This window comes from Tenacibaculum sp. nBUS_03, assembly GCF_051201695.1.
In the GTDB taxonomy this organism is placed as follows: Bacteria; Bacteroidota; Bacteroidia; order Flavobacteriales; family Flavobacteriaceae; genus Polaribacter.
On record NZ_CP179214.1, the window covers coordinates 3,012,255 to 3,032,019 of the forward strand.

Below are 19,765 nucleotides of genomic sequence, written 5' to 3' on the forward strand. Positions count from 1 at the left end.
AAGACTATAATTAATACTTTATTGCTACATTTATAGCTGATAAAAGTATTTTATGATTAAAAATTGGCTTAAAAACATTGGTCCAGGAACTTTAGTTGCAGCAGCTTTCATAGGTCCTGGAACCGTAACACTTTGTACGTTAGCTGGAGTGAATTTTGGAGTGAATTTATTGTGGGCAATGTTAGTGTCAATTGTAGCGACCATTATATTACAAGAAATGGCAGCTAGGTTAGGGATTATTTCTCAGAAAGGACTTTCTGAAGTTATAAGGAAGGAAATTAATAACCGTCTTTTAAGACGGGTAATAACGGTTTTAATTTTATCAGCAATAGTAATTGGAAATGCTTCTTATGAAGCAGGAAATATAAGTGGTGGGATTTTAGGCTTAGAAACTGTTTTTGGTAAAATGATATTTGAAATAGGAGGCTTTTCAGTTAACTTTATGAGTTTTTTTATTGGGGTAATAGCTTTTGTATTGTTGTTTATTGGTAATTATAAGTTTTTAGAAAAAACGTTGATAAGTCTAGTTTTGTTAATGAGCTTTTCTTTTTTAATTACTGGATTAATAACAAAACCTAATGTGTTAGAAATACTAAAAGGATTATTTATACCAAAGTTTCCTGAAGATAGTTTATTAACTATCATAGGTTTAATTGGTACTACTGTAGTTCCATATAATTTGTTTTTGCATGCATCTTTAGTTAAAGAAAAATGGAAATCTGCTGAAGACTTAACTTATGCAAGAAAAGATACCATAGTTTCAATAATTTTGGGAGGATTGGTATCGATAGCAATTATTATTTCGGCAGCTTCAATTCAAACAAACAATATTGGTAGTATTACCGATTTAGCTAAAAGTTTAGTTCCCTTATATGGAGAGTTTGCAAAATATTTTTTATCTCTTGGTATGTTTGCTGCAGGAATAACATCTGCAATTACAGCTCCATTGGCAGCTGCTTATGTTGCTAAAGGTTGTTTAGGATGGGATGGTGGATTAAAATCTTATAAATTTAGGTTGGTCTGGATATTTATTCTAGCCCTTGGGGTATTATTTTCTTCATTTGGTATTCAACCTATTGAAATTATAAAATTTGCACAAATAACTAATGGAATGTTATTGCCTGTAATTGCAGGTGTATTATTGTGGATAATGAATAAGAAATCTGTTTTAGGAAAATATAGTAACACAAAAATTCAAAACTTATTAGGTTTTTTTATTCTTGCGTTTAGTATTTTTTTAGGAGTGAAAAGTATATTGAAAGTACTTAATGTTTTTTAAAATGAAAATAGACATAAATTGTGATGTTGGAGAGGGAATTAATAATGAAGATTTACTAATGCCTTTTATCTCATCATGTAATATTGCGTGCACTGCTCATGCCGGTTCAGTTGAGATAATTGATAAAGTTATATGTTTAGCAAAAGAAAATAATGTTAAAATTGGAGCACACCCATCATTTCCTGATAAAGAAAATTTTGGTAGAAAAATAATGGATATTTCTAATGATGAACTTCAAGAAAGTATTAAGTGGCAAATTAATATGCTTAAAGAAAGAGCAAAGATTCAAAATATAGAGTTACAACATATAAAACTTCATGGGGCTTTGTATAATTTAGTAGTAACCAATCAAAAGATAGCAGAAGTGGTTGTACAATCAATTTTAAAAGTAAGCCCCACAACTTTCTTATATGTTCCTTTTAATTCAAAAATAGCAGAGGTAGCACAAAATCAAAATATTAAAATAAAGTATGAAGCATTTGCTGATAGAAATTATAATGATGATTTAACCTTGGTTTCTAGGAATTTGCCTAATGCAGTTATAGTTGATAAGCGTAAGGTTTTTGATCATGTTTTTAGAATGCTTTCTTTTGGAGAATTGAAAACAATTAATGGAAAATTTATAAAAATAAATGCAGACACTTTTTGTGTACATGGAGATACTAAAAACGCCATAGAATTACTAAAATATATGTTTAAATCATTGCAGAAAAAAGGAATTATAATTGCTTAAAGAAATATCATATAAGCCATTTGGAGAAAAAGCTATTTTGATAGAATGGGAGGCAAAAATTAGTACTGTTATTCTAGATGATATCATTAATTTCAAAACTAAAATTAGTTTTGGTAAGAAAGATGAATTAGATGATTGTATTGTTGGGTATCATTCATTAACACTTGTTTATAAAGAAAACATTAAAGACATATCGTTAGAGATAGAATCACTAAAAGCTATAAGTATACTAGAGAATATAAAAAATAGTGAAGTAAGATATATTTGGGATATCCCAGTTTGTTATGATCTTCAGTTTGGAATTGATTTAGAAGAAATGTCTAAAGTAAAAAAAATATCCATAGAAGAAATTATAAAGTATCATACTCAGCATGAATATACAGTATATTTTATTGGTTTTTTACCAGGGTTTTTATATTTAGGAGGTTTAAATAAATCACTTTATATGGATCGTAAAGCTACACCAAGGTTAGAGGTTTTTGAAGGTGCTGTTGCTATAGGAGGAAATCAAACGGGTGTGTATCCTTTTAAAAGCCCAGGAGGATGGAATATTATTGGGAAAACGCCTGTTTTGTTTTTTAATAAAAAAAATAGTAGCCCATGTTTTGCTAAACCAGGAGATAAAATTCGCTTTAATTCTGTTAGTTTAGAGGAGTTTAAGAACCTGGAAGAAGAAATAGTTGAAGAAGGTTATGTTCCTGTAAAAGAAATAATTTATGATTAAAGTTTTGTCTTCAGGTTTTTACACAACTATTCAAGATTTAGGAAGGGTAGGGTATGGTAGTATGGGAATTCCTATGAGTGGTGCTATGGATATTTATTCAGCTAAACTTTCAAACTTTTTATTAAATAATGATCTTAATAAAGCTGTTTTAGAAGTTGTTTATGGGGGATGTAAGTTATTATTTGAAGAAGAAGCAATTTTGAGTATAACTGGTGCAGATTTTTCAGCTAAGATAAATAACAATGAAGTAGCTATGAATTCAGCTTTGTTAATTGAAAAGGGAAGTGTTTTGTCTTTTGGAAAAAGAATGTATGGAGTAAGAACATATATAGGAGTAAAAGGAGGTGTTCTTTCAGAAGAGGTGCTGGGTAGCAGAAGCCTTTATAAAGGTATAACATCTAGTTTTAAAATTACTAAAGGAGTAGAATTACCAATTGCACATATAGGGAAAGCAATTGAAAAAAAATTTTCAAGGATAAAAATTGATAAAAGTTATATTGAGTCTAAGGTTATTAAATGTAGTGAAGGTCCTGAATTTGATTTGTTGTCTAAACAGGAGAAAATGAATTTATTTAGAATAATATTTACAATTTCGTCAGATAATAATAGAATGGGGTATAGGTTAGAAGAGAAATTAAGTAATAATTTACCTTCTATGTTGACATCGGCTGTTTTGCCAGGAACTGTTCAGTTAACACCATCAGGAACACTTATTGTTTTAATGAAAGATGGTCAAGTCACGGGTGGCTATCCTAGGGTTTTACAAGTAACTGAAGACGGAATAAGCAAATTGGCTCAAAAAACAACGGGAGATAGCTTTCAGTTTAAAATATAAAAACCTCGCTATTAGCGAGGTTTTTATATTTTGTAAATTAACTTTTACTTTCTGGTTTATGAAGGATAACCGATTTTTTAGTTTCTCCTTTAGAGCTGTCTAATTTAAAATGCTTTTCTCCATGAATGCCTTTTCCTTTCATGCTTTCAATTTTATTTTCAACCTCTTCTAAAGTACCTTCAATAATTTCTTTTTTAGTTTTTTCAATACCATTTTCTGTATAGGTAGTTGTAATAATAGCTTTAGCTAAATCAGTGCTTTTATCAGTAAGCTTTACTTCTTTTTTTACTTTTTCACTAGCCTGACTATCAGTGGTGGTATGCCCTCCTAATATTGGAGCTATTACTAAACCGATTAAACATGTTAATTTAATTAAAATATTCATAGATGGACCAGAAGTATCCTTGAATGGATCACCAACAGTATCCCCTGTAACCGCTGCTTTGTGAGCATCAGAGCCTTTATAAGTCATTTCTCCATTAATTTCTACACCAGCTTCAAAAGATTTCTTTGCATTGTCCCAAGCACCTCCAGCATTATTTTGGAAAATAGCCCAAAGTACTCCACTTACAGTAACACCAGCCATATAGCCACCTAGCATTTCAGCGATAGTCATATTGTTCATTCCAAAAATCATAGGAACAAAAGCGATAATTAAAGGAAAGCCAATAGTTAATAGTCCTGGTAGCATCATTTCTTTTAATGAAGCTTCAGTAGAAATAGCTACACATTTGTCATATTCAGGTTTACCAGTTCCTTCCATTATACCTGGAATATCTTTAAATTGACGACGAACTTCTTGAACCATTTCCATTGCAGCTTTACCAACAGCGTTCATGGCTAGCGCTGAAAATACAACAGGTACCATACCTCCAACAAATAACATGGCTAATACAGGAGCTTTAAATATATTAATACCATCAATTCCTGTAAACGTTACATAAGCTGCAAATAAAGCTAATGATGTTAAGGCAGCAGAAGCAATAGCGAAACCTTTACCAGTTGCAGCAGTTGTGTTACCAACTGAATCTAAGATGTCTGTTCGTTCTCTAACAATAGGGTCTTGTTCACTCATTTCAGCAATACCACCCGCATTATCAGCAATAGGTCCAAAAGCATCAATAGCTAGCTGCATAGCAGTTGTTGCCATCATAGCAGAAGCGGCTAGTGCAACCCCGTAAAAACCAGCAAAAGCATAAGAAGCCCAAATCGCTCCAGCAAATAATAGCACTGAAGGGAATGTAGAAATCATTCCTGTAGCTAAACCAGCTATAATATTTGTTCCTGCACCAGTGCTAGATTGTTGTACAATTTTTAAAATAGGTGATTTGCCTAACCCTGTATAGTATTCGGTAACTGAAGAAATAACTGCTCCTACTATTAATCCAACAAGAGTAGCATAGAAAACTCTCATAGAAGAAATTTCTTGCAACCCTTCTCCAAAAAATTCCATATTCATTGTTTCTGGTAACATCCATGTTACTAATCCAAAACAAGAAATGGCAACTAATGCAATAGATGTCCAGTTACCTTTGTTTAAAGCTCCCATTACTTGAGATTCTTTAGCATCATTACTTTTTATTTTAACAAGCATCGTTCCAATGATAGAAATAATGATTCCAGCACCAGCAATTGCCATTGGTAATAAAATTGGTCCTATTCCACCAAAAGTATCAGATATAGACCCTCCCATATCTTTAATCACGTAGTTTCCTAAAACCATTGCAGCTAAAACGGTAGCAACATAAGAACCAAATAAATCTGCCCCCATTCCAGCAACATCACCTACGTTATCTCCAACATTATCAGCAATTGTAGCAGGGTTACGAGGATCATCCTCAGGAATTCCCGCTTCTACTTTACCTACCAAGTCAGCACCAACATCGGCAGCTTTTGTATAGATTCCTCCACCAACACGTGCAAATAAAGCAATAGATTCAGCTCCTAATGAAAATCCAGCTAAAGTTTCTAATACAATCGTCATATCCATGGTGTTTGTCCAAGCACCACCCATAAAATAGTGGAAGAAGAAGATGAAAAAAGCTGTTAATCCTAAAACAGCTAAGCCAGCAACACCAAGTCCCATTACCGTACCACCATCAAATGATATCTTTAAAGCATTAGGTAAGCTGGTTCTGGCTGCCTGTGTTGTTCTAACATTAGTTTTAGTAGCGATTTTCATACCTATATTTCCTGCATAGGCAGAGAAAACAGCCCCAAATATAAAAGCAATAACAATTAACCAGTGAGTTGTAGGTACAATGAAGGAAACAATAGTTAACAAAATACTAACAATAATTACGAATATTGCTAAAAGTCTATATTCTGCATTTAAAAAAGCTAAAGCTCCTTCATAAATATGATCTGAAATTTCTTTCATTTTTCCATCACCAGCATCCTGTTTCATCACCCAGGTCTTTTTAAAGACCATATAAATTAATCCTAAAGATGCCATTATTATTGGCATCCAAATCATCATTGATTCCATATATTATTATTTGATTAGTTAATTAATGTTCGTAAATATAACAAAATCAGTGACTAATAAAAAAGCCTTTCAGAACTAACTGAAAGGCTTAAGGTGTTTTTAATAAATATTTTTACTAGATAGTAAAGTTTGCATTTACTTTATGCTCACTGTTTGCGTATCGTTCAAGACACTTATCTAAAATTTCATAGGCTTCATTTGCATCTCCCCAATCACCAATATCTACTTTCTTTTTTTCTAAATCTTTATAAACTTGGAAAAAATGTGTGATTTCTTGTTGACGGTGCGGATTTAAGTCAGATAAATCATTATATCTATTCCAAATTGGATCCGATACAGGCACACAAACAATTTTTTCATCTGGACCTTTTTCATCTGCCATATGGAATACACCGATAGGTTTTACTTCCATAACACACATAGGGAAAGTTGGCTCAGCACCTAAAACTAATACGTCTAATGGATCTCCATCTAACGCTAAAGTTTCAGGTATAAACCCGTAATCACCAGGGTACATCATTGAAGAAAACAACATTCTATCAAAACGTATTTTACCTAAATCAAAATCGTATTCGTATTTATTTCTACTTCCTTTTGGTATTTCTATTAAAACATCTACTGTTTTTCTTTCTTTTGCAGTCATATTTCTTAACTTATCTTCGTTTCTAAAATCGGTTTGCAAAAGTAATAATTTATTGCTGATTTCATAGTTGAAAATGAGGTTATTTTATGGTTAAACATATGGCTATAAGCCGGGTTTGATTCCTATTCGTATTGCAAATTTTGGTGTAGGACTTGCTATTGATCCTGCTGGAGGTGTGTAGTTACTTCTCCAAATAGCATCAATACGTAAAAAGCGTAGGTTCCCATAGCCTATATTTTCTATCCCAACGCCGTATTCATAATACATTTTATTTGGAGTGTTATAATTTAAATTTGATTTATTAATAGCAATGTTATCATCTGAAATTGTTCCATAAGCAGCTCTAAAAGTTACTAAACTACGGAGTTTTAGTTTTTTTAGTAAGGGGATTTTATTTAAAATAAATCCATTAAAGTGATGTTCTAAATGAGTAGCAGCGTAAGTGTCTGTTACAAAATCATAATAATTCAACAAAGCAAAAGTGTTTTTTACTAAAGAAAGTGATTGATTGGCAGGTACAGGGTTTAGTAATCCAATAGGGACTGTTCCAAAAGTTTTACCACCTTCAATTGTTGCGTCCAGCAACCCAAATTTCCCTAAAAGAATAGGTTGTGTGTATTTAAACTGAATTTTATCATAACTATGCGTTCCATTAAAGGGGCCTTTATATCCTTTTCTGTAGTTTAATACTAGAGTTGGAAATATATTTTTTCCAAAACGTCTTTCAACTCCTAGTCCATAAACAAAGCGCCCAGGGGTATAAGAAACATAAATATCAGAAGCAACATCAGTTACTTGGGATTTTAAATTTCCTTTTTCATCAAGGTAGTCCATTGAAAAATTTTTCTGAGAGGCAGTTTCAATTCTAGCATGAGAGATGTTAAAACCTACATGTAAATTTCTTTTTACTTGGTAGTCAAAATTTGTGGCTACTTTCTTAACTCTTGAAAGGAAAAAGTTATCACCTCTATTAAGTATGGCAGTAGTTCCAAAACTTCTACCTAGTAGCTGTGTTGTGTTTAATAACACACTCCCAAGTTGCTCAACATCATTCTGATAGGCTAATCCTACAGCTATTCTTGGTTTATATGACAATAAATACCTCGCTTCAGCCCCGTATTTAATTTTTTTATCTTTGAATCCGTACGCTACGTGTCCCCCTAATCTAAAACGATCGTCTTTTGTTTTAAAAGTTCTAAATCCTACTTTTGTTCTAAACCCTTCCACTTGATTATTGGCAAAAAGTGTCCAGAAAGGGCCAAATTGAACACCTAAACTAGTATTTATGTATCCACTAGCAACGGTATTTATTAATCCTGTAATGTTTTTTATTTCTTTCTTTTGTTTTACAGAATTAATCAACTTATAGGTCAATTTATCTTCGTTATCAGTAATATCTTTCCAGTATTCCTGATTTTTTGAATACTGATCGGGTCGTATTTTAATATTTTTTTTAGTATAGAAAACGGAAGTTTTCGGCTTATTAAGAATGTAATTTTTGAATAAAATTGTTTTCTTTATAGTAAGTCCTTTGTTACTCTCATTTTTGTCAACAAAAGTAAAATCTCCATCATAAGCATTCTTTGTAGAAAGATAGATACTGTCGTTTTTAACTTCATATTCTTTTTCAAAACTCAAGCCTCTCACAAAGTTTAAATTAATGCTTTTGTGAACTTTCATTTTTATTTTTTTTACTGAATAATTTTTATCAGCAATCCAAACATTTCCTTGAAAGGCTAAATCGCCATTCCTTCTTGGGAAAAAATAAATATTGTATAATTTTTTTTCGTTTTTTACAATACTATCATATAAGACATAGTCATAGGTAGCAAATCCATTTGAAGATAAAGGGCTAACGAATGACTTTTGTAATAATGTTATGTTATTTTTAAATACATCAATGTTTCTAAAAGTATTTGACATTCTATCAAATACAAAACCTTGAGCACCTAATCCTTCTTCTTTTTCAGCCTCAATATCGGTTCTTATATTGTTTTCTTTATTATTTCCGTATACATTGGCAACTTGTTCTCTTAGGTAAACAGGGATGTAGTAATTAATACCATCACTGTCATACTTAATTTCAGAAATTGCTTTTTCATAATCTTTTTTAAAGATTTTTTTAATGAATACTGTATCTAGATTATTGAGTCCAACTTCAATACTAGTATGTTTTTTAAATTGATAATGGTCAACTAAGTTTAATCCTAACTTGCGTTTACGTTTCCATACTTCTTTTAGAATTTTATATGCAGGGTTTTCTTTTTTCTTCAGTCTTTTTTTTGGTTTTGTAACAACTACAACTTCTTCAAGTTCATTAGAAAGTTCTTTTAAAACAACATTAAGATATTTTGTTTTATGATTAACTTTTAAAACCTGAGTTTGATATCCTATAAATGATATTTCTAAAGTTCCTCTGTATTTTTTTGTTTTTAAAAAAAACTTACCATCGTCAGAAGTAGTAGTTCCGTATCTAGTATCTTTTAAAAAAACATTTACAAAAGGTAGTGGGTTGTCAAATTCATCAACTACTTTTCCTTTAAGTGTTATTTGTGCACTGAATGAGGTAGTTATGAATATAAGTAGGTAAAACAGCCGAATTTTCATTATTTTCTTTTACTGCAAAATCCTTTTGATATAATAAATCAAAAGGATTTTGGGTTATTTTTTCAATTTCAATTTCTTTATTTGATGTATAATACTTCTTTAACGGCAGTAACAACATCATTTGCGTTTGGTAGCCATTTTTCTAATAAAACTGGCGAGTATGGTGCAGGAGTATCAGCAGTAGTAATTCTTTTTATAGGTGCATCAAGGTGATCAAAAGCTTCATCTTGAACTCTGAAAGTTATTTCTGAAGAAACGCTTCCAAATGGCCAAGCTTCTTCTAAAATTACAAGTCGATTAGTTTTTTTTACAGACTCTAAAATTGCGTTATGATCCATCGGACGAACAGTTCGTAAATCAATAATTTCTATAGAAATTCCATCTTTAGCAAGTTCTTCAGCAGCTTTATAGGCTTCTTTAATTATTTTACCGAAAGAAACAACAGTAACATCAGTACCTTCTCTTTTAATGTCAGCAACACCTATTGGTATTATATATTCACCTTCAGGGATATCCATTTTATCACCGTACATTTGCTCAGACTCCATGAAAATAACTGGATCATCATCACGAATGGCAGCTTTAAGCAAGCCCTTAGCATCGTATGGATTTGAAGGTACAATAACTTTTAACCCTGGGCAATTGGCAAACCAGCTTTCAAAAGCTTGAGAGTGCGTTGCAGCTAGTTGACCAGCTGATGCTGTTGGGCCTCTAAATACAATAGGGCAATTAAATTGACCTCCACTCATTTGTCTAATTTTTGCCGCGTTATTTATAATTTGATCAATCCCTACTAAAGAGAAATTGAAAGTCATATATTCAACAATAGGACGATTTCCGTTCATTGCTGAACCAACAGCAATTCCACCAAAACCTAATTCAGCAATAGGAGCATCAATTACACGTTTAGCACCGAATTCGTCTAGCATTCCTTTACTAGCTTTATATGCACCGTTATACTCAGCAACTTCTTCACCTATTAAGTAAATGCTTTCATCTCTTCGCATTTCCTCACTCATTGCTTCGCAAACGGCCTCTCTAAATTGTACTGTTTTCATACGTTTTATAAGTAGTTGTTTATCAAGAGTGCAAAAGTAGTAAAAATAGCTGTAAAGTAAAGGTTAGAATTTTCTTAAAATCTAAATATCTTGTGAAGGTATACTGTTATTAATACCTGTTTCTATATGCACTTGTAATTTAAAGTTATTGGAGGTGCTTAAATTTTAAAAAAAAGAAGGGGATGACAAGTTGCAAAAAGTTTATTTCCTTTTATTTCATAACAATGTTTAATTCGTTTTCTTTGCTTGAATTTAATAGTTTTTTTAAAAGACTTGTTCCCATAAGTAATTTTGTAACTTTCCTAAAATTAGTTAAACCCCTAGTTAATTGGAGTATTTTATTTATTCCTCCTTTCATATTTAAGAAGTGAAGTTTTTAGTGCGATTTTGAAGTACAATAATAAAAAGGAAAAAAATAATTTATTATGCGTGCATAGTATTTTTAAAAAAAATGTGTAACTTCGTGGTTCAAAAAATAAGTTTCTTTAAAACAGCAATATATGAAAATATTAGTATGTATCAGTCATGTACCTGATACCACTTCAAAAATTAATTTTACAGAAAACGACACGAAATTTGATACTTCTGGAGTACAGTTTGTTATAAATCCATATGATGAGTTTAGTTTAACTAGAGCTATGTGGTTTAAAGAAAAACAAGGTGCTTCTGTAACTGTTGTTAACGTAGGAGGTGCTTCAACTGAGCCTACTTTGAGAAAGGCGTTGGCTATAGGAGCTGATGAGGCTATAAGAGTTAATGTTGAGCCAACAGATGGTTTAATGGTGGCAAAAGAGTTAGCTGAGGTTGTAAAAGAAGGTGGATATGATTTAGTGTTAGCAGGAAAAGAGTCTGCTGATTATAACGGTCAAATGGTTCCAGGGATGTTAGCTTCTTTGGTTGATTTCAATTTTGTTAATGGTTGTGTTGGAATGGAAGTAGAAGGAACTAATGTAACCTTAGATAGAGAAATTGATGGAGGAGAAGAAAAAGTTTCATCTGTTTTACCTATGGTCGTTGCAGGACAAAAAGGTATCGTAGAGGAAAAAGATTTACGTATACCAAATATGAGAGGTATCATGATGGCACGTAAAAAACCATTAAAGGTAGTTGAAGGAAATGGAGCTATTGCATCGTCAGCAACAAAGAGTTTCGAAAAGCCAGTAGCAAAAGGTGCAGTTAAGTTAGTAGATAATGTTGATGATTTAATCAATTTATTACATAACGAAGCAAAAGCAATTTAAAAATAAAATATAAAATTTTGCTAGAGATTTAAAAATCCCTTAGCAACCTAAAAAATATAAAAAATATGTCTGTATTAGTTTTTGCCGATTCAACGGAAGGAAAATTCAAAAAAACAGCTTTCGAAGTTGTTTCATACGGAAAAAAAGTTGCTGAACAGTTAGGAACTAGTTTGGTAACATTAACAATAAACGGTGGTGACGCTTCTGAGTTAAACGCTTACGGAGCCGAAAATGTTGTAGAAGTAAAAAATGACTTAGCAACATTTAATGCCAAAACATATGCGTCAATTATAAAACAAGTGGCTGAAGCAAAAGAAGCTGTTGCTGTTATTATAGATTCAAGTGTTGATGGTTTAACCTTAGCCCCTTTGCTAGCGGTTTCTTTAGAGGCAGGTTATGCTTCAAATGTAGTGGCGTTACCAAGTAGTACTGCTCCTTTTGTAGTTAAACGTAAAGCTTTTTCTAATAAAGGATTCAATAATACTGAAATTTCTACTGAAAGAAAAATAATAGGTGTTGCAAAGAATTCTTATGGTGCACATGAGAATCAAGTCTCTGGTTCTGTTGAAGCATTTGAGGCGACTTTACCTGAATTAGGAGTGAAATCTGAAGCTATAAATAAAGCATCAGGTAAAGTAACAATCGCTGACGCAGATGTTGTTGTGTCAGGAGGTAGAGGTTTAAAAGGTCCTGAAAATTGGGGATTGGTAGAAGAGTTAGCTGAAGTTCTTGGAGCTGCAACTGCTTGTTCTAAACCAGTTTCTGATTTAGGTTGGAGGCCACATAGCGAACATGTTGGTCAAACTGGTAAGCCAGTTGCATCAAATTTATATATCGCTATAGGTATATCTGGTGCTATTCAGCACTTAGCAGGAGTAAATGCATCAAAGGTAAAAGTAGTTGTTAATAATGATCCTGAGGCTCCATTTTTTAAGGCTGCTGACTATGGTATTGTAGGAGATGCTTTTGAAATTATTCCTCAATTAATTGAAAAATTAAAAGTATTTAAACAAGCATAATTGTCGAGTTAATTTTTCTTTGAAAGAAAATAGAAAAGAACTCATAATTTTTAGTAAATTGTGCTCTCATTAAAAAAGGCTGTCTAAAACTTAAAAATAAGCCTAAGTTAGACAGCCTTTTTCTTTTTTATGATGATGATACATGAGTTTAATAAAACTAACCATTAAAGGAATTTCATATAGTCAAACACAGAGCGGAGCTTACGCTTTGGTGTTGAGTGAAATTGAAGGAACAAGAACGTTACCTATTATAATTGGAGCTTTTGAGGCTCAGTCTATAGCAATAGCTTTAGAGAAAGAAATTAGGCCACCAAGGCCTCTAACTCATGATTTATTTAAAACATTTGCTGATCGTTTTTCTATAAATATAAAGCAAGTAATAATTCATAAGCTAGTTGATGGTGTTTTCTTTTCAAGTTTACTTTCTGAAAGAGACGGGGTTGAAGAGGTTATCGATACAAGGACATCTGATGCAATTGCATTAGCGGTTCGCTTTCAGGCTCCTATTTATACCTATGAAAATATTTTAGATAAAGCTGGTATCTATTTGAAGTTAGATGAAGAGTTTTCTGAGGAAGAAGTGTTGGATGAAGATGAATTTGAGTTAACATTTGAGGAAGAGGTTGAGGAAGATACCTATAGTCAAATGTCTTTGACAGAATTGCATGATGAATTAAATGATGCTGTTTCAAATGAAGATTATGAAATGGCAGCTAAAATTCGAGATGAAATTAGTAAACGATCTTAAAAATATTTAAAACTACAAAAAATGAAGAAGTTATTTACGCTTTTGATGCTTTGCGTTTCAATAGTAATGTTTGGACAAAGTATTGAGAAGAAGTGGAATTTTTCATCTATAACTACTACTGAAGGGAAAGAAGTTGTTTCTATAAATCAAAATGATGTTTTCGAATTAGCTAAAGGGGAGTTTTGTTATTCCTTAGAAGCTAAAGATGATTTAAAATCATCGGGAAGCTATATACATCAAAATAATCTGTTAATTTTTAATTATAAACAACCAAAAGATACTGTTAGGTATTATAATATCGCTGAATTAACTGATAAAACATTAATATTATCTGAGAATAATATCCTCTACAGCTTTTCTTCAATTGAAAATGTAACACCTGTTGTAACTAATAAAACTGAAGTAAAAGAAGTGGATTCTGGAATAGTTGCTAGCCAGGGCTTTACAATGCAAAGCCTATGGAGAGGTATTTTAGGGATGATTTCATTATTGGTGATTGCTTTTTTATTTAGTTCAAACAGAAAAGCAATTGATTGGAAAACTGTTGGTTTAGGTTTGGCTTTTCAATTAATAATCGCAATTGGAGTTTTAAAAGTTGCGTTTGTTCAGGCTATTTTTGATTTCATAGGTAAGGGCTTCGTGAAAATATTAGATTTCACGCAGGCAGGAAGTGAGTTTTTATTTAAAGGATTGATTTCTGATATGGATACCTTTGGGTTTATTTTTGCTTTTCAAATTTTACCAACAATTATCTTTTTTTCTGCATTAACTTCTTTGTTATTCTATTTAGGTGTAATCCAAAAAATAGTAAAAATATTAGCTTGGTCGTTAAGTAAAGTTTTAAAAATTTCTGGGGCAGAGAGTTTATCTGTAGCTGGAAATATTTTTTTAGGGCAAACAGAAGCTCCTTTATTGGTTAAAGCATATTTAGAAAAAATGAATAAATCTGAGATGCTTTTAGTGATGATAGGAGGAATGGCTACTGTAGCTGGAGCAGTTTTAGCAGCATACATAGGTTTTTTGGGTGGTGATGATGAAGTGTTAAAATTATTATATGCTAAACATTTATTGGCAGCGTCTGTTATGGCTGCGCCAGGAGCGATTATAATTTCTAAAATATTATATCCGCAAACGGAAGAAGTAAATACAGATGTTAAAGTGTCACAAGAAAAAATAGGTTCAAATATATTAGATGCTATAGCAAATGGAACAACTGAAGGGTTACAATTAGCAATGAATGTAGGTGCAATGTTGTTAGTTTTTGTTGCGTTTATAGCTATGATAAATGGACTGTTAGGTGGAGTTGGTGGTTTTGACGGAATTGAATATTTTAATTGGAAATTCACTTCTTTAAACGAAGTAATATCAAACTCTACTCCATACAAGTCATTATCATTAGAATTTATTTTAGGGTATCTTTTTGCACCATTAATGTGGCTAATAGGAGTTGCTAGAGAAGATATGGCCTTGATGGGACAATTGTTAGGTATAAAATTAGCAGCAAGTGAGTTTGTTGGGTATATTCAACTAGCTGAACTAAAAAATGCAGCAAACGCAACTCATTTAACATTTAATAAGTCAGTTATAATGGCAACATATATGTTATGTGGATTTGCTAATTTTGCATCTATTGGAATACAAATAGGGGGAATAGGATCTTTAGCTCCTGGACAACGTAAAACATTATCTGAATTTGGAATGAAAGCTTTAATTGGTGGTACTATTGCATCTTTAATGTCTGCAACTATTGCAGGAATGATTATAGGTTAAATCCAATAACTAAAAAATTAAAAAATCACCAACTGTACAGTTGGTGATTTTTTTTACATGAAATTTGGTATGGATTTTGCCTCTATTCTAAACAAAAAAACTATTATGAAAAAACTATTATTTATAATTGTATTCTTATTTGCTAATCTAGTGATTGGTCAAAAAACACCTATTTTGAATGTTGGAAAAGAACAATTGGCTTTATCTTCCTTAGATATTAAAGTAATAATTACAGGTAATATAGCAACTACTACTTATGATATGTTGTTTTACAACCCAAGTTCAAATGTTTTAGAAGGAGAGCTAAAGTTTCCTTTAGGTGAAAATCAAGAGGTGTCTAGATTAGCACTAGAAATTCAAGGGAAACTTAGAGAAGCCGTTGTGGTAGAAAAAGAGTTAGGAAGGATTGCATTTGAAGGAGTTGTAAGAAAAGGAGTTGATCCAGCATTATTGGAAAAAGGGAAAGGAAATTCTTATAATGTAAGAGTGTATCCTATTCCTGCTAAAGGTTACAAACGGGTTGTAATCGCTTATGAGCAAGAGCTTGTTTATAAAGATAATGGTCATTATTATAATTTACCACTAAGTTTTAAAAAGGAGTTAGATTTTTTTAATGTTTCTATAGAAACTAGGCAACAAAAATTTAAACCGCTATTAATTAATGGTGATAAAACAATGTCTTTTTCTAGCTGGGAAAATATTTTTAAAGCAACATTAAAAAAAGAAAAATACATACCTAACAAAAGTATTTTGTTAAAAATACCAATGGCTGTAAGCGAAAAAAAATTAGTAGCTTCTTCTAATTATTTTTATTTCTATAAAACGTTTAAACCAAAAGAAATAAAACGTAAAAAACCGAAAAGAATCACGATATATTGGGATGCTTCGTTGTCTATGAAATCTAGAAATCTTTCCAAAGAGATAGCTTTATTGAATAAATACTTTAAAACATTGAAAAATGTTGAAGTTGATTTTCTGTCTTTTAGCAATCGTATTAAAATTAAAGAAAAGTTTAAAATAAGGAATGGAAATTGGTCTGGTTTAAAAGCAAGGATAATGAGCACGGTATATGATGGCGGAACATCGTATACATCAATAAAAAAGGAGAAGCACAATTCGGATGTGATTATGCTTTTTTCTGATGGAATAACAACATTAAGTAAATCTGATTTAGATAAGAAAACTCCAGTTTTTATTATAAATTCTTCTACAAAAGCGGCGCATAAAAAGTTGTATCATACTGCAAAAAAATCAAACGGTGGCTATATTAACTTAAATAGAACAAGTTTAAAGGAAGGGGTGTCAATTTTAACCAATATACAATTTGAATATTTAGGGTATAATTCATTTACTAAAAATATAGAGATTTATATATCAGAATCTTCAAAAGGTTTGTTTGATTTTTCATTAGCTGGTAAAAATTACCGAGAAGGAGAAAAGTTAACTTTATTTTTCGGGTATGATGATGAAGTTACAGAAGAAGTTTCTGTAGTGCTAAAACAGAATGTGATAGATGATAAAGGGATTATAAGAAGAATCTGGGCTAAAAATAAAATAAATGAGTTATTAGTAAAGAAAGAAGAAAATAAAAAAAGTATAATTAATACAGCAGTTGAGCATAGTCTAGTAACTGAGTTCACTTCTTTAATAGTGTTGGAAGATGTTCAAGATTATGTTACTTATAATATAACTCCTCCTAAAGAATTATTGGATGCGTATAACTTGATTAAAAATAAACCTACTAAAAGAGCTAGAAATAGAAGTAATGTTGGTAACTCGTCTTCGCTACCAGAAAGAATTGAAATAGTTGAAGATGCGAAAGAAGTTGAGGAAATGATTATGGAAGATACCGAAACTGATGAGGCAGAGACTATAGAGTTAGGTGAAATTATAGAAGTAGAAGAGGAGGAAATAACGGTTGAAGATGTTCCTTTTTCAATAGTAGAAAAACTTCCAGTTTATTTAGGGTGTGAACAAAACTTAACAAGTGAAGATCAAAAGAAATGTTTTGAAGATAAGTTAGATGAGCATATAAAAATCAACTTGAATACAAGTTTAACTCAAGGTTTAGATATACAATCTAATACTAGAATTATGGCGAAATTTACTATAGATAAAAGAGGTGAAATTATTAATATTCAAGTTAGAAGTCAATTTTTAATTTTAGCAAATGAAGTTATTAGAGTTTTAAAATTGTTACCTAGGTTTATTCCTGCAAAGCAAAGGGGAAGAACGGTAAATGTTCCTTACGTATTACCTGTTGTAATGAGTAAATCAAATAATACTGAAAGAATAAATTTGCAAAAGCCAGAGTCAGTAACAGTTAAAGCGAATACTATAGAACTCGCGAATAATAGTAGAAATAGAAGATCTAATACTACTAACTATAAAAAATATAAAGGAAGCTTACAGGTAGAAAAACGAAAGGTAAATACACCATATTTAAATGCGTTAGATTTTTTTAAAGATAAAGAAGCAGCGTATTTGTTTTATTTAAAGCAAAGAGAAAGTTATCAAGAAGTACCACATTATTATATAGATGTTTCTGATTATTTTCATAGGAGATTTAATGCTAAAATTTATGCAAGTAGAATTTTATCAAATGTGGCTGAATTAGATGCAGATAATTATGAGTTGTTAAAAGCATATGCTTATAAATTAGAAGAAAGAGATGAAAATATTTTGGCATTATTTATTTATAAAGCTATTTTAGAGTTAAGACCAGAAGATGCACAGTCATACAGAGATGTTGCTTTAGCATATCAAAATATTGGTTTGTGTCAAGAAGCTTTTGATATTTTGTTAAGTATTGTAAATAATAAAATATATGAACAAAATAAGCACCGAAGAGTTTTTAAAGGGATGCAAGATATAGCAAAACAAGAGTTGAATGTTTTATATAAAAAATATAAGGACGATATAGATATATCAAAAGTTTCGAAAGATTTTTTTGAGGATACACCACCTATAGATTTTAGAGCTGTAGTTGATTGGAATCATAATGATACAGATATTGATTTGCATGTAATAGACCCTAATTTAGAAGAGTGTTACTATAGTCACACTAAAACGCAACAAGGAGGGAGAATATCAAGAGATATGACTCAAGGTTTCGGTTCAGAATGTTTTACACTGACAAAAGCTAAAAAAGGATTTTACTATGTGAAGATTAAATATTTTGGAGATCGCAAGCAAAAAATTGAAACTCCCACTTTTATGAAAATTACCATTTATGAAAATCAAGGAATGAAGAATGAACGTAAGAAAGTAACAGTAGTTAGATTAACGAAAAAAGACAAAGAAGAAATGATTGCTAAAATTAAAATTTAATAGGTTTTTAGTTAATAACTTATTAATATTATTATGAAAAGCTTCGGTATAATATATGGAAGCTTTTTTATTTTTACAAAATGAAATATTTTCCTACAGGGAAGAGAATATAGAATTATGAAGCAGTATTTAGATTTAGTAAAGCACGTTTTAGAAAACGGTAATGAGAAAGGAGATAGAACAGGAACAGGAACCAAAAGTGTTTTTGGATATCAGATGCGTTTTGATTTAAGTAAAGGTTTTCCAATGGTAACAACCAAGAAGTTGCATTTGAAATCTATTGTTTATGAGCTTTTATGGTTTATTAAAGGAGATACAAATATTAAATATTTACAAGAAAACGGTGTTCGTATTTGGAATGAGTGGGCAGATGAGAATGGTGATTTAGGTCCTGTATATGGCCACCAATGGCGAAATTGGAATAGTGATGAAGTTGATCAGTTAATAGAAGTAATTGAAACGTTAAAAAAGAATCCTAACAGTAGAAGAATGTTAGTTTCTGCTTGGAATCCATCTGTGTTACCAGATACATCAAAATCTTTCGGAGATAATGTAGCAAATGGTAAAGCAGCATTACCTCCTTGTCATGCCTTTTTTCAGTTTTATGTAGCAGATGGGAAATTATCGTGTCAGTTGTATCAAAGAAGCGCTGATATATTTTTAGGTGTTCCATTCAATATAGCTTCATATGCTTTATTTACCATGATGGTAGCACAAGTATGTGGATATGAAGCAGGGGAGTTTATTCATACTTTTGGAGATGCTCATATTTATAATAATCATCTGGAACAATTGGAGTTACAATTATCTAGAGAACCAAAAGAACTTCCAAAAATGAAGATAAATCCAACTATTAAAAATATCGAAGACTTCACATTTGAAGACTTTGAATTAGTTGGTTATGAATCACACCCACACATAAAAGGAGTGGTAGCTATTTAATTTTTAACGTTCTTTTATCTTTTTAATAATTGAAAATTAGTTCTTAGTTATTATTTTAGTACAAACCCTAAATTATAGAACATGACAAATGAAATAGATACTATAAAAGAAAATATTTACGATAAAATAGCTGAAATTAATGATGAAAATGTATTAAAAGCTATTCAAACTATTATCCTAAATATTGAAAATAGTAGAGAAGATAAAATAACGAATAAGGAAGATTTTACAAGCTATATAAAAGAATGGGTAAAGAATATGTAGTTATATCTATTGAATGAAAACATAGAAAATCTACTTAATTCTTTTCCTTTATTAATTTCAGCTATTTTCTAGAAAATAGAGAGA

At 31.1% G+C, this 19,765-nt stretch carries 15 protein-coding genes; 11 read left to right on the forward strand and 4 right to left on the reverse strand.

Annotated elements, in window-relative coordinates:
* Nucleotides 1–52 precede the first annotated feature (52 nt).
* From ACMFBB_RS13930 to ACMFBB_RS13945, 4 genes are read left to right on the forward strand one after another with little or no spacing between them, the layout of a single operon-like run.
* Complete coding sequence (locus ACMFBB_RS13930) at nt 53–1,279, forward strand: Nramp family divalent metal transporter (protein ID WP_435261365.1); 1,227 nt, start codon at nt 53–55, stop codon at nt 1,277–1,279.
* Nucleotide 1,280: 1 nt separating this feature from the next.
* Nucleotides 1,281–2,012 carry a 5-oxoprolinase subunit PxpA gene (gene pxpA / locus ACMFBB_RS13935; protein ID WP_435261366.1) on the forward strand — a complete coding sequence of 244 codons (732 nt, stop codon included), beginning with the start codon at nt 1,281–1,283 and terminating at the stop codon, nt 2,010–2,012.
* On the forward strand, nt 2,005–2,736 hold the full coding sequence (pxpB, locus tag ACMFBB_RS13940) for a 5-oxoprolinase subunit PxpB (RefSeq protein ID WP_435261367.1): 732 nt from the start codon (nt 2,005–2,007) through the stop codon (nt 2,734–2,736). Before pxpA ends, pxpB begins: the two co-directional genes overlap by 8 nt.
* Entirely contained in the window at nt 2,729–3,571 is an 843-nt protein-coding gene (locus tag ACMFBB_RS13945; protein ID WP_435261368.1) for a biotin-dependent carboxyltransferase family protein, read from the forward strand. The genes pxpB and ACMFBB_RS13945 overlap by 8 nt, the downstream gene beginning before the upstream one ends.
* 37 nt (nt 3,572–3,608) lie before the next feature.
* On the opposite strand, the gene ACMFBB_RS13950 is transcribed toward ACMFBB_RS13945, so the two are convergent.
* The 4 genes from ACMFBB_RS13950 to ACMFBB_RS13965 all read right to left on the reverse strand — a co-directional run bounded on the left by ACMFBB_RS13950 (nt 3,609) and on the right by ACMFBB_RS13965 (nt 10,367).
* Nucleotides 3,609–6,059 carry a sodium-translocating pyrophosphatase gene (locus ACMFBB_RS13950; protein ID WP_435261369.1) on the reverse strand — a complete coding sequence of 817 codons (2,451 nt, stop codon included), beginning with the start codon at nt 6,057–6,059 and terminating at the stop codon, nt 3,609–3,611.
* Nucleotides 6,060–6,174: 115 nt separating this feature from the next.
* Nucleotides 6,175–6,702: an inorganic diphosphatase gene (locus tag ACMFBB_RS13955; RefSeq protein WP_435264309.1), complete on the reverse strand. Its 528-nt coding sequence runs from the start codon at nt 6,700–6,702 to the stop codon at nt 6,175–6,177.
* A 102-nt stretch (nt 6,703–6,804) separates the two neighbouring features.
* Nucleotides 6,805–9,309 (reverse strand): DUF5686 family protein, encoded by a 2,505-nt coding sequence (locus ACMFBB_RS13960; protein WP_435261370.1) that lies wholly within the window; start codon nt 9,307–9,309, stop codon nt 6,805–6,807.
* A gap of 77 nt (nt 9,310–9,386) precedes the next feature.
* Entirely contained in the window at nt 9,387–10,367 is a 981-nt protein-coding gene (locus tag ACMFBB_RS13965) for a pyruvate dehydrogenase complex E1 component subunit beta (RefSeq protein WP_435261371.1), read from the reverse strand.
* A gap of 500 nt (nt 10,368–10,867) precedes the next feature.
* Here ACMFBB_RS13965 and ACMFBB_RS13970 point away from each other — a divergent pair, with 500 nt between their 5' ends.
* The 7 genes from ACMFBB_RS13970 (at nt 10,868) to ACMFBB_RS14000 (ending at nt 19,681) form a co-directional block, all read left to right on the forward strand.
* Complete coding sequence (locus ACMFBB_RS13970; RefSeq protein ID WP_435261372.1) at nt 10,868–11,608, forward strand: electron transfer flavoprotein subunit beta/FixA family protein; 741 nt, start codon at nt 10,868–10,870, stop codon at nt 11,606–11,608.
* Between the two features lie 65 nt (nt 11,609–11,673).
* Entirely contained in the window at nt 11,674–12,627 is a 954-nt protein-coding gene (locus ACMFBB_RS13975; protein ID WP_435261373.1) for an electron transfer flavoprotein subunit alpha/FixB family protein, read from the forward strand.
* A gap of 142 nt (nt 12,628–12,769) precedes the next feature.
* On the forward strand, nt 12,770–13,375 hold the full coding sequence (locus tag ACMFBB_RS13980; protein WP_435261374.1) for a bifunctional nuclease domain-containing protein: 606 nt from the start codon (nt 12,770–12,772) through the stop codon (nt 13,373–13,375).
* 21 nt (nt 13,376–13,396) lie between these two features.
* A complete protein-coding gene (locus tag ACMFBB_RS13985) occupies nt 13,397–15,145 on the forward strand; it encodes a NupC/NupG family nucleoside CNT transporter (protein WP_435261375.1) in 1,749 nt (582 codons plus the stop codon).
* Nucleotides 15,146–15,250: 105 nt separating this feature from the next.
* A complete protein-coding gene (locus ACMFBB_RS13990) occupies nt 15,251–18,475 on the forward strand; it encodes a VIT domain-containing protein (protein WP_435261376.1) in 3,225 nt (1,074 codons plus the stop codon).
* Between the two features lie 117 nt (nt 18,476–18,592).
* Nucleotides 18,593–19,417 (forward strand): thymidylate synthase, encoded by an 825-nt coding sequence (locus ACMFBB_RS13995; RefSeq protein WP_435261377.1) that lies wholly within the window; start codon nt 18,593–18,595, stop codon nt 19,415–19,417.
* A gap of 81 nt (nt 19,418–19,498) precedes the next feature.
* Entirely contained in the window at nt 19,499–19,681 is a 183-nt protein-coding gene (locus ACMFBB_RS14000; RefSeq protein WP_435261378.1) for a hypothetical protein, read from the forward strand.
* Nucleotides 19,682–19,765: the final 84 nt, after the last annotated feature.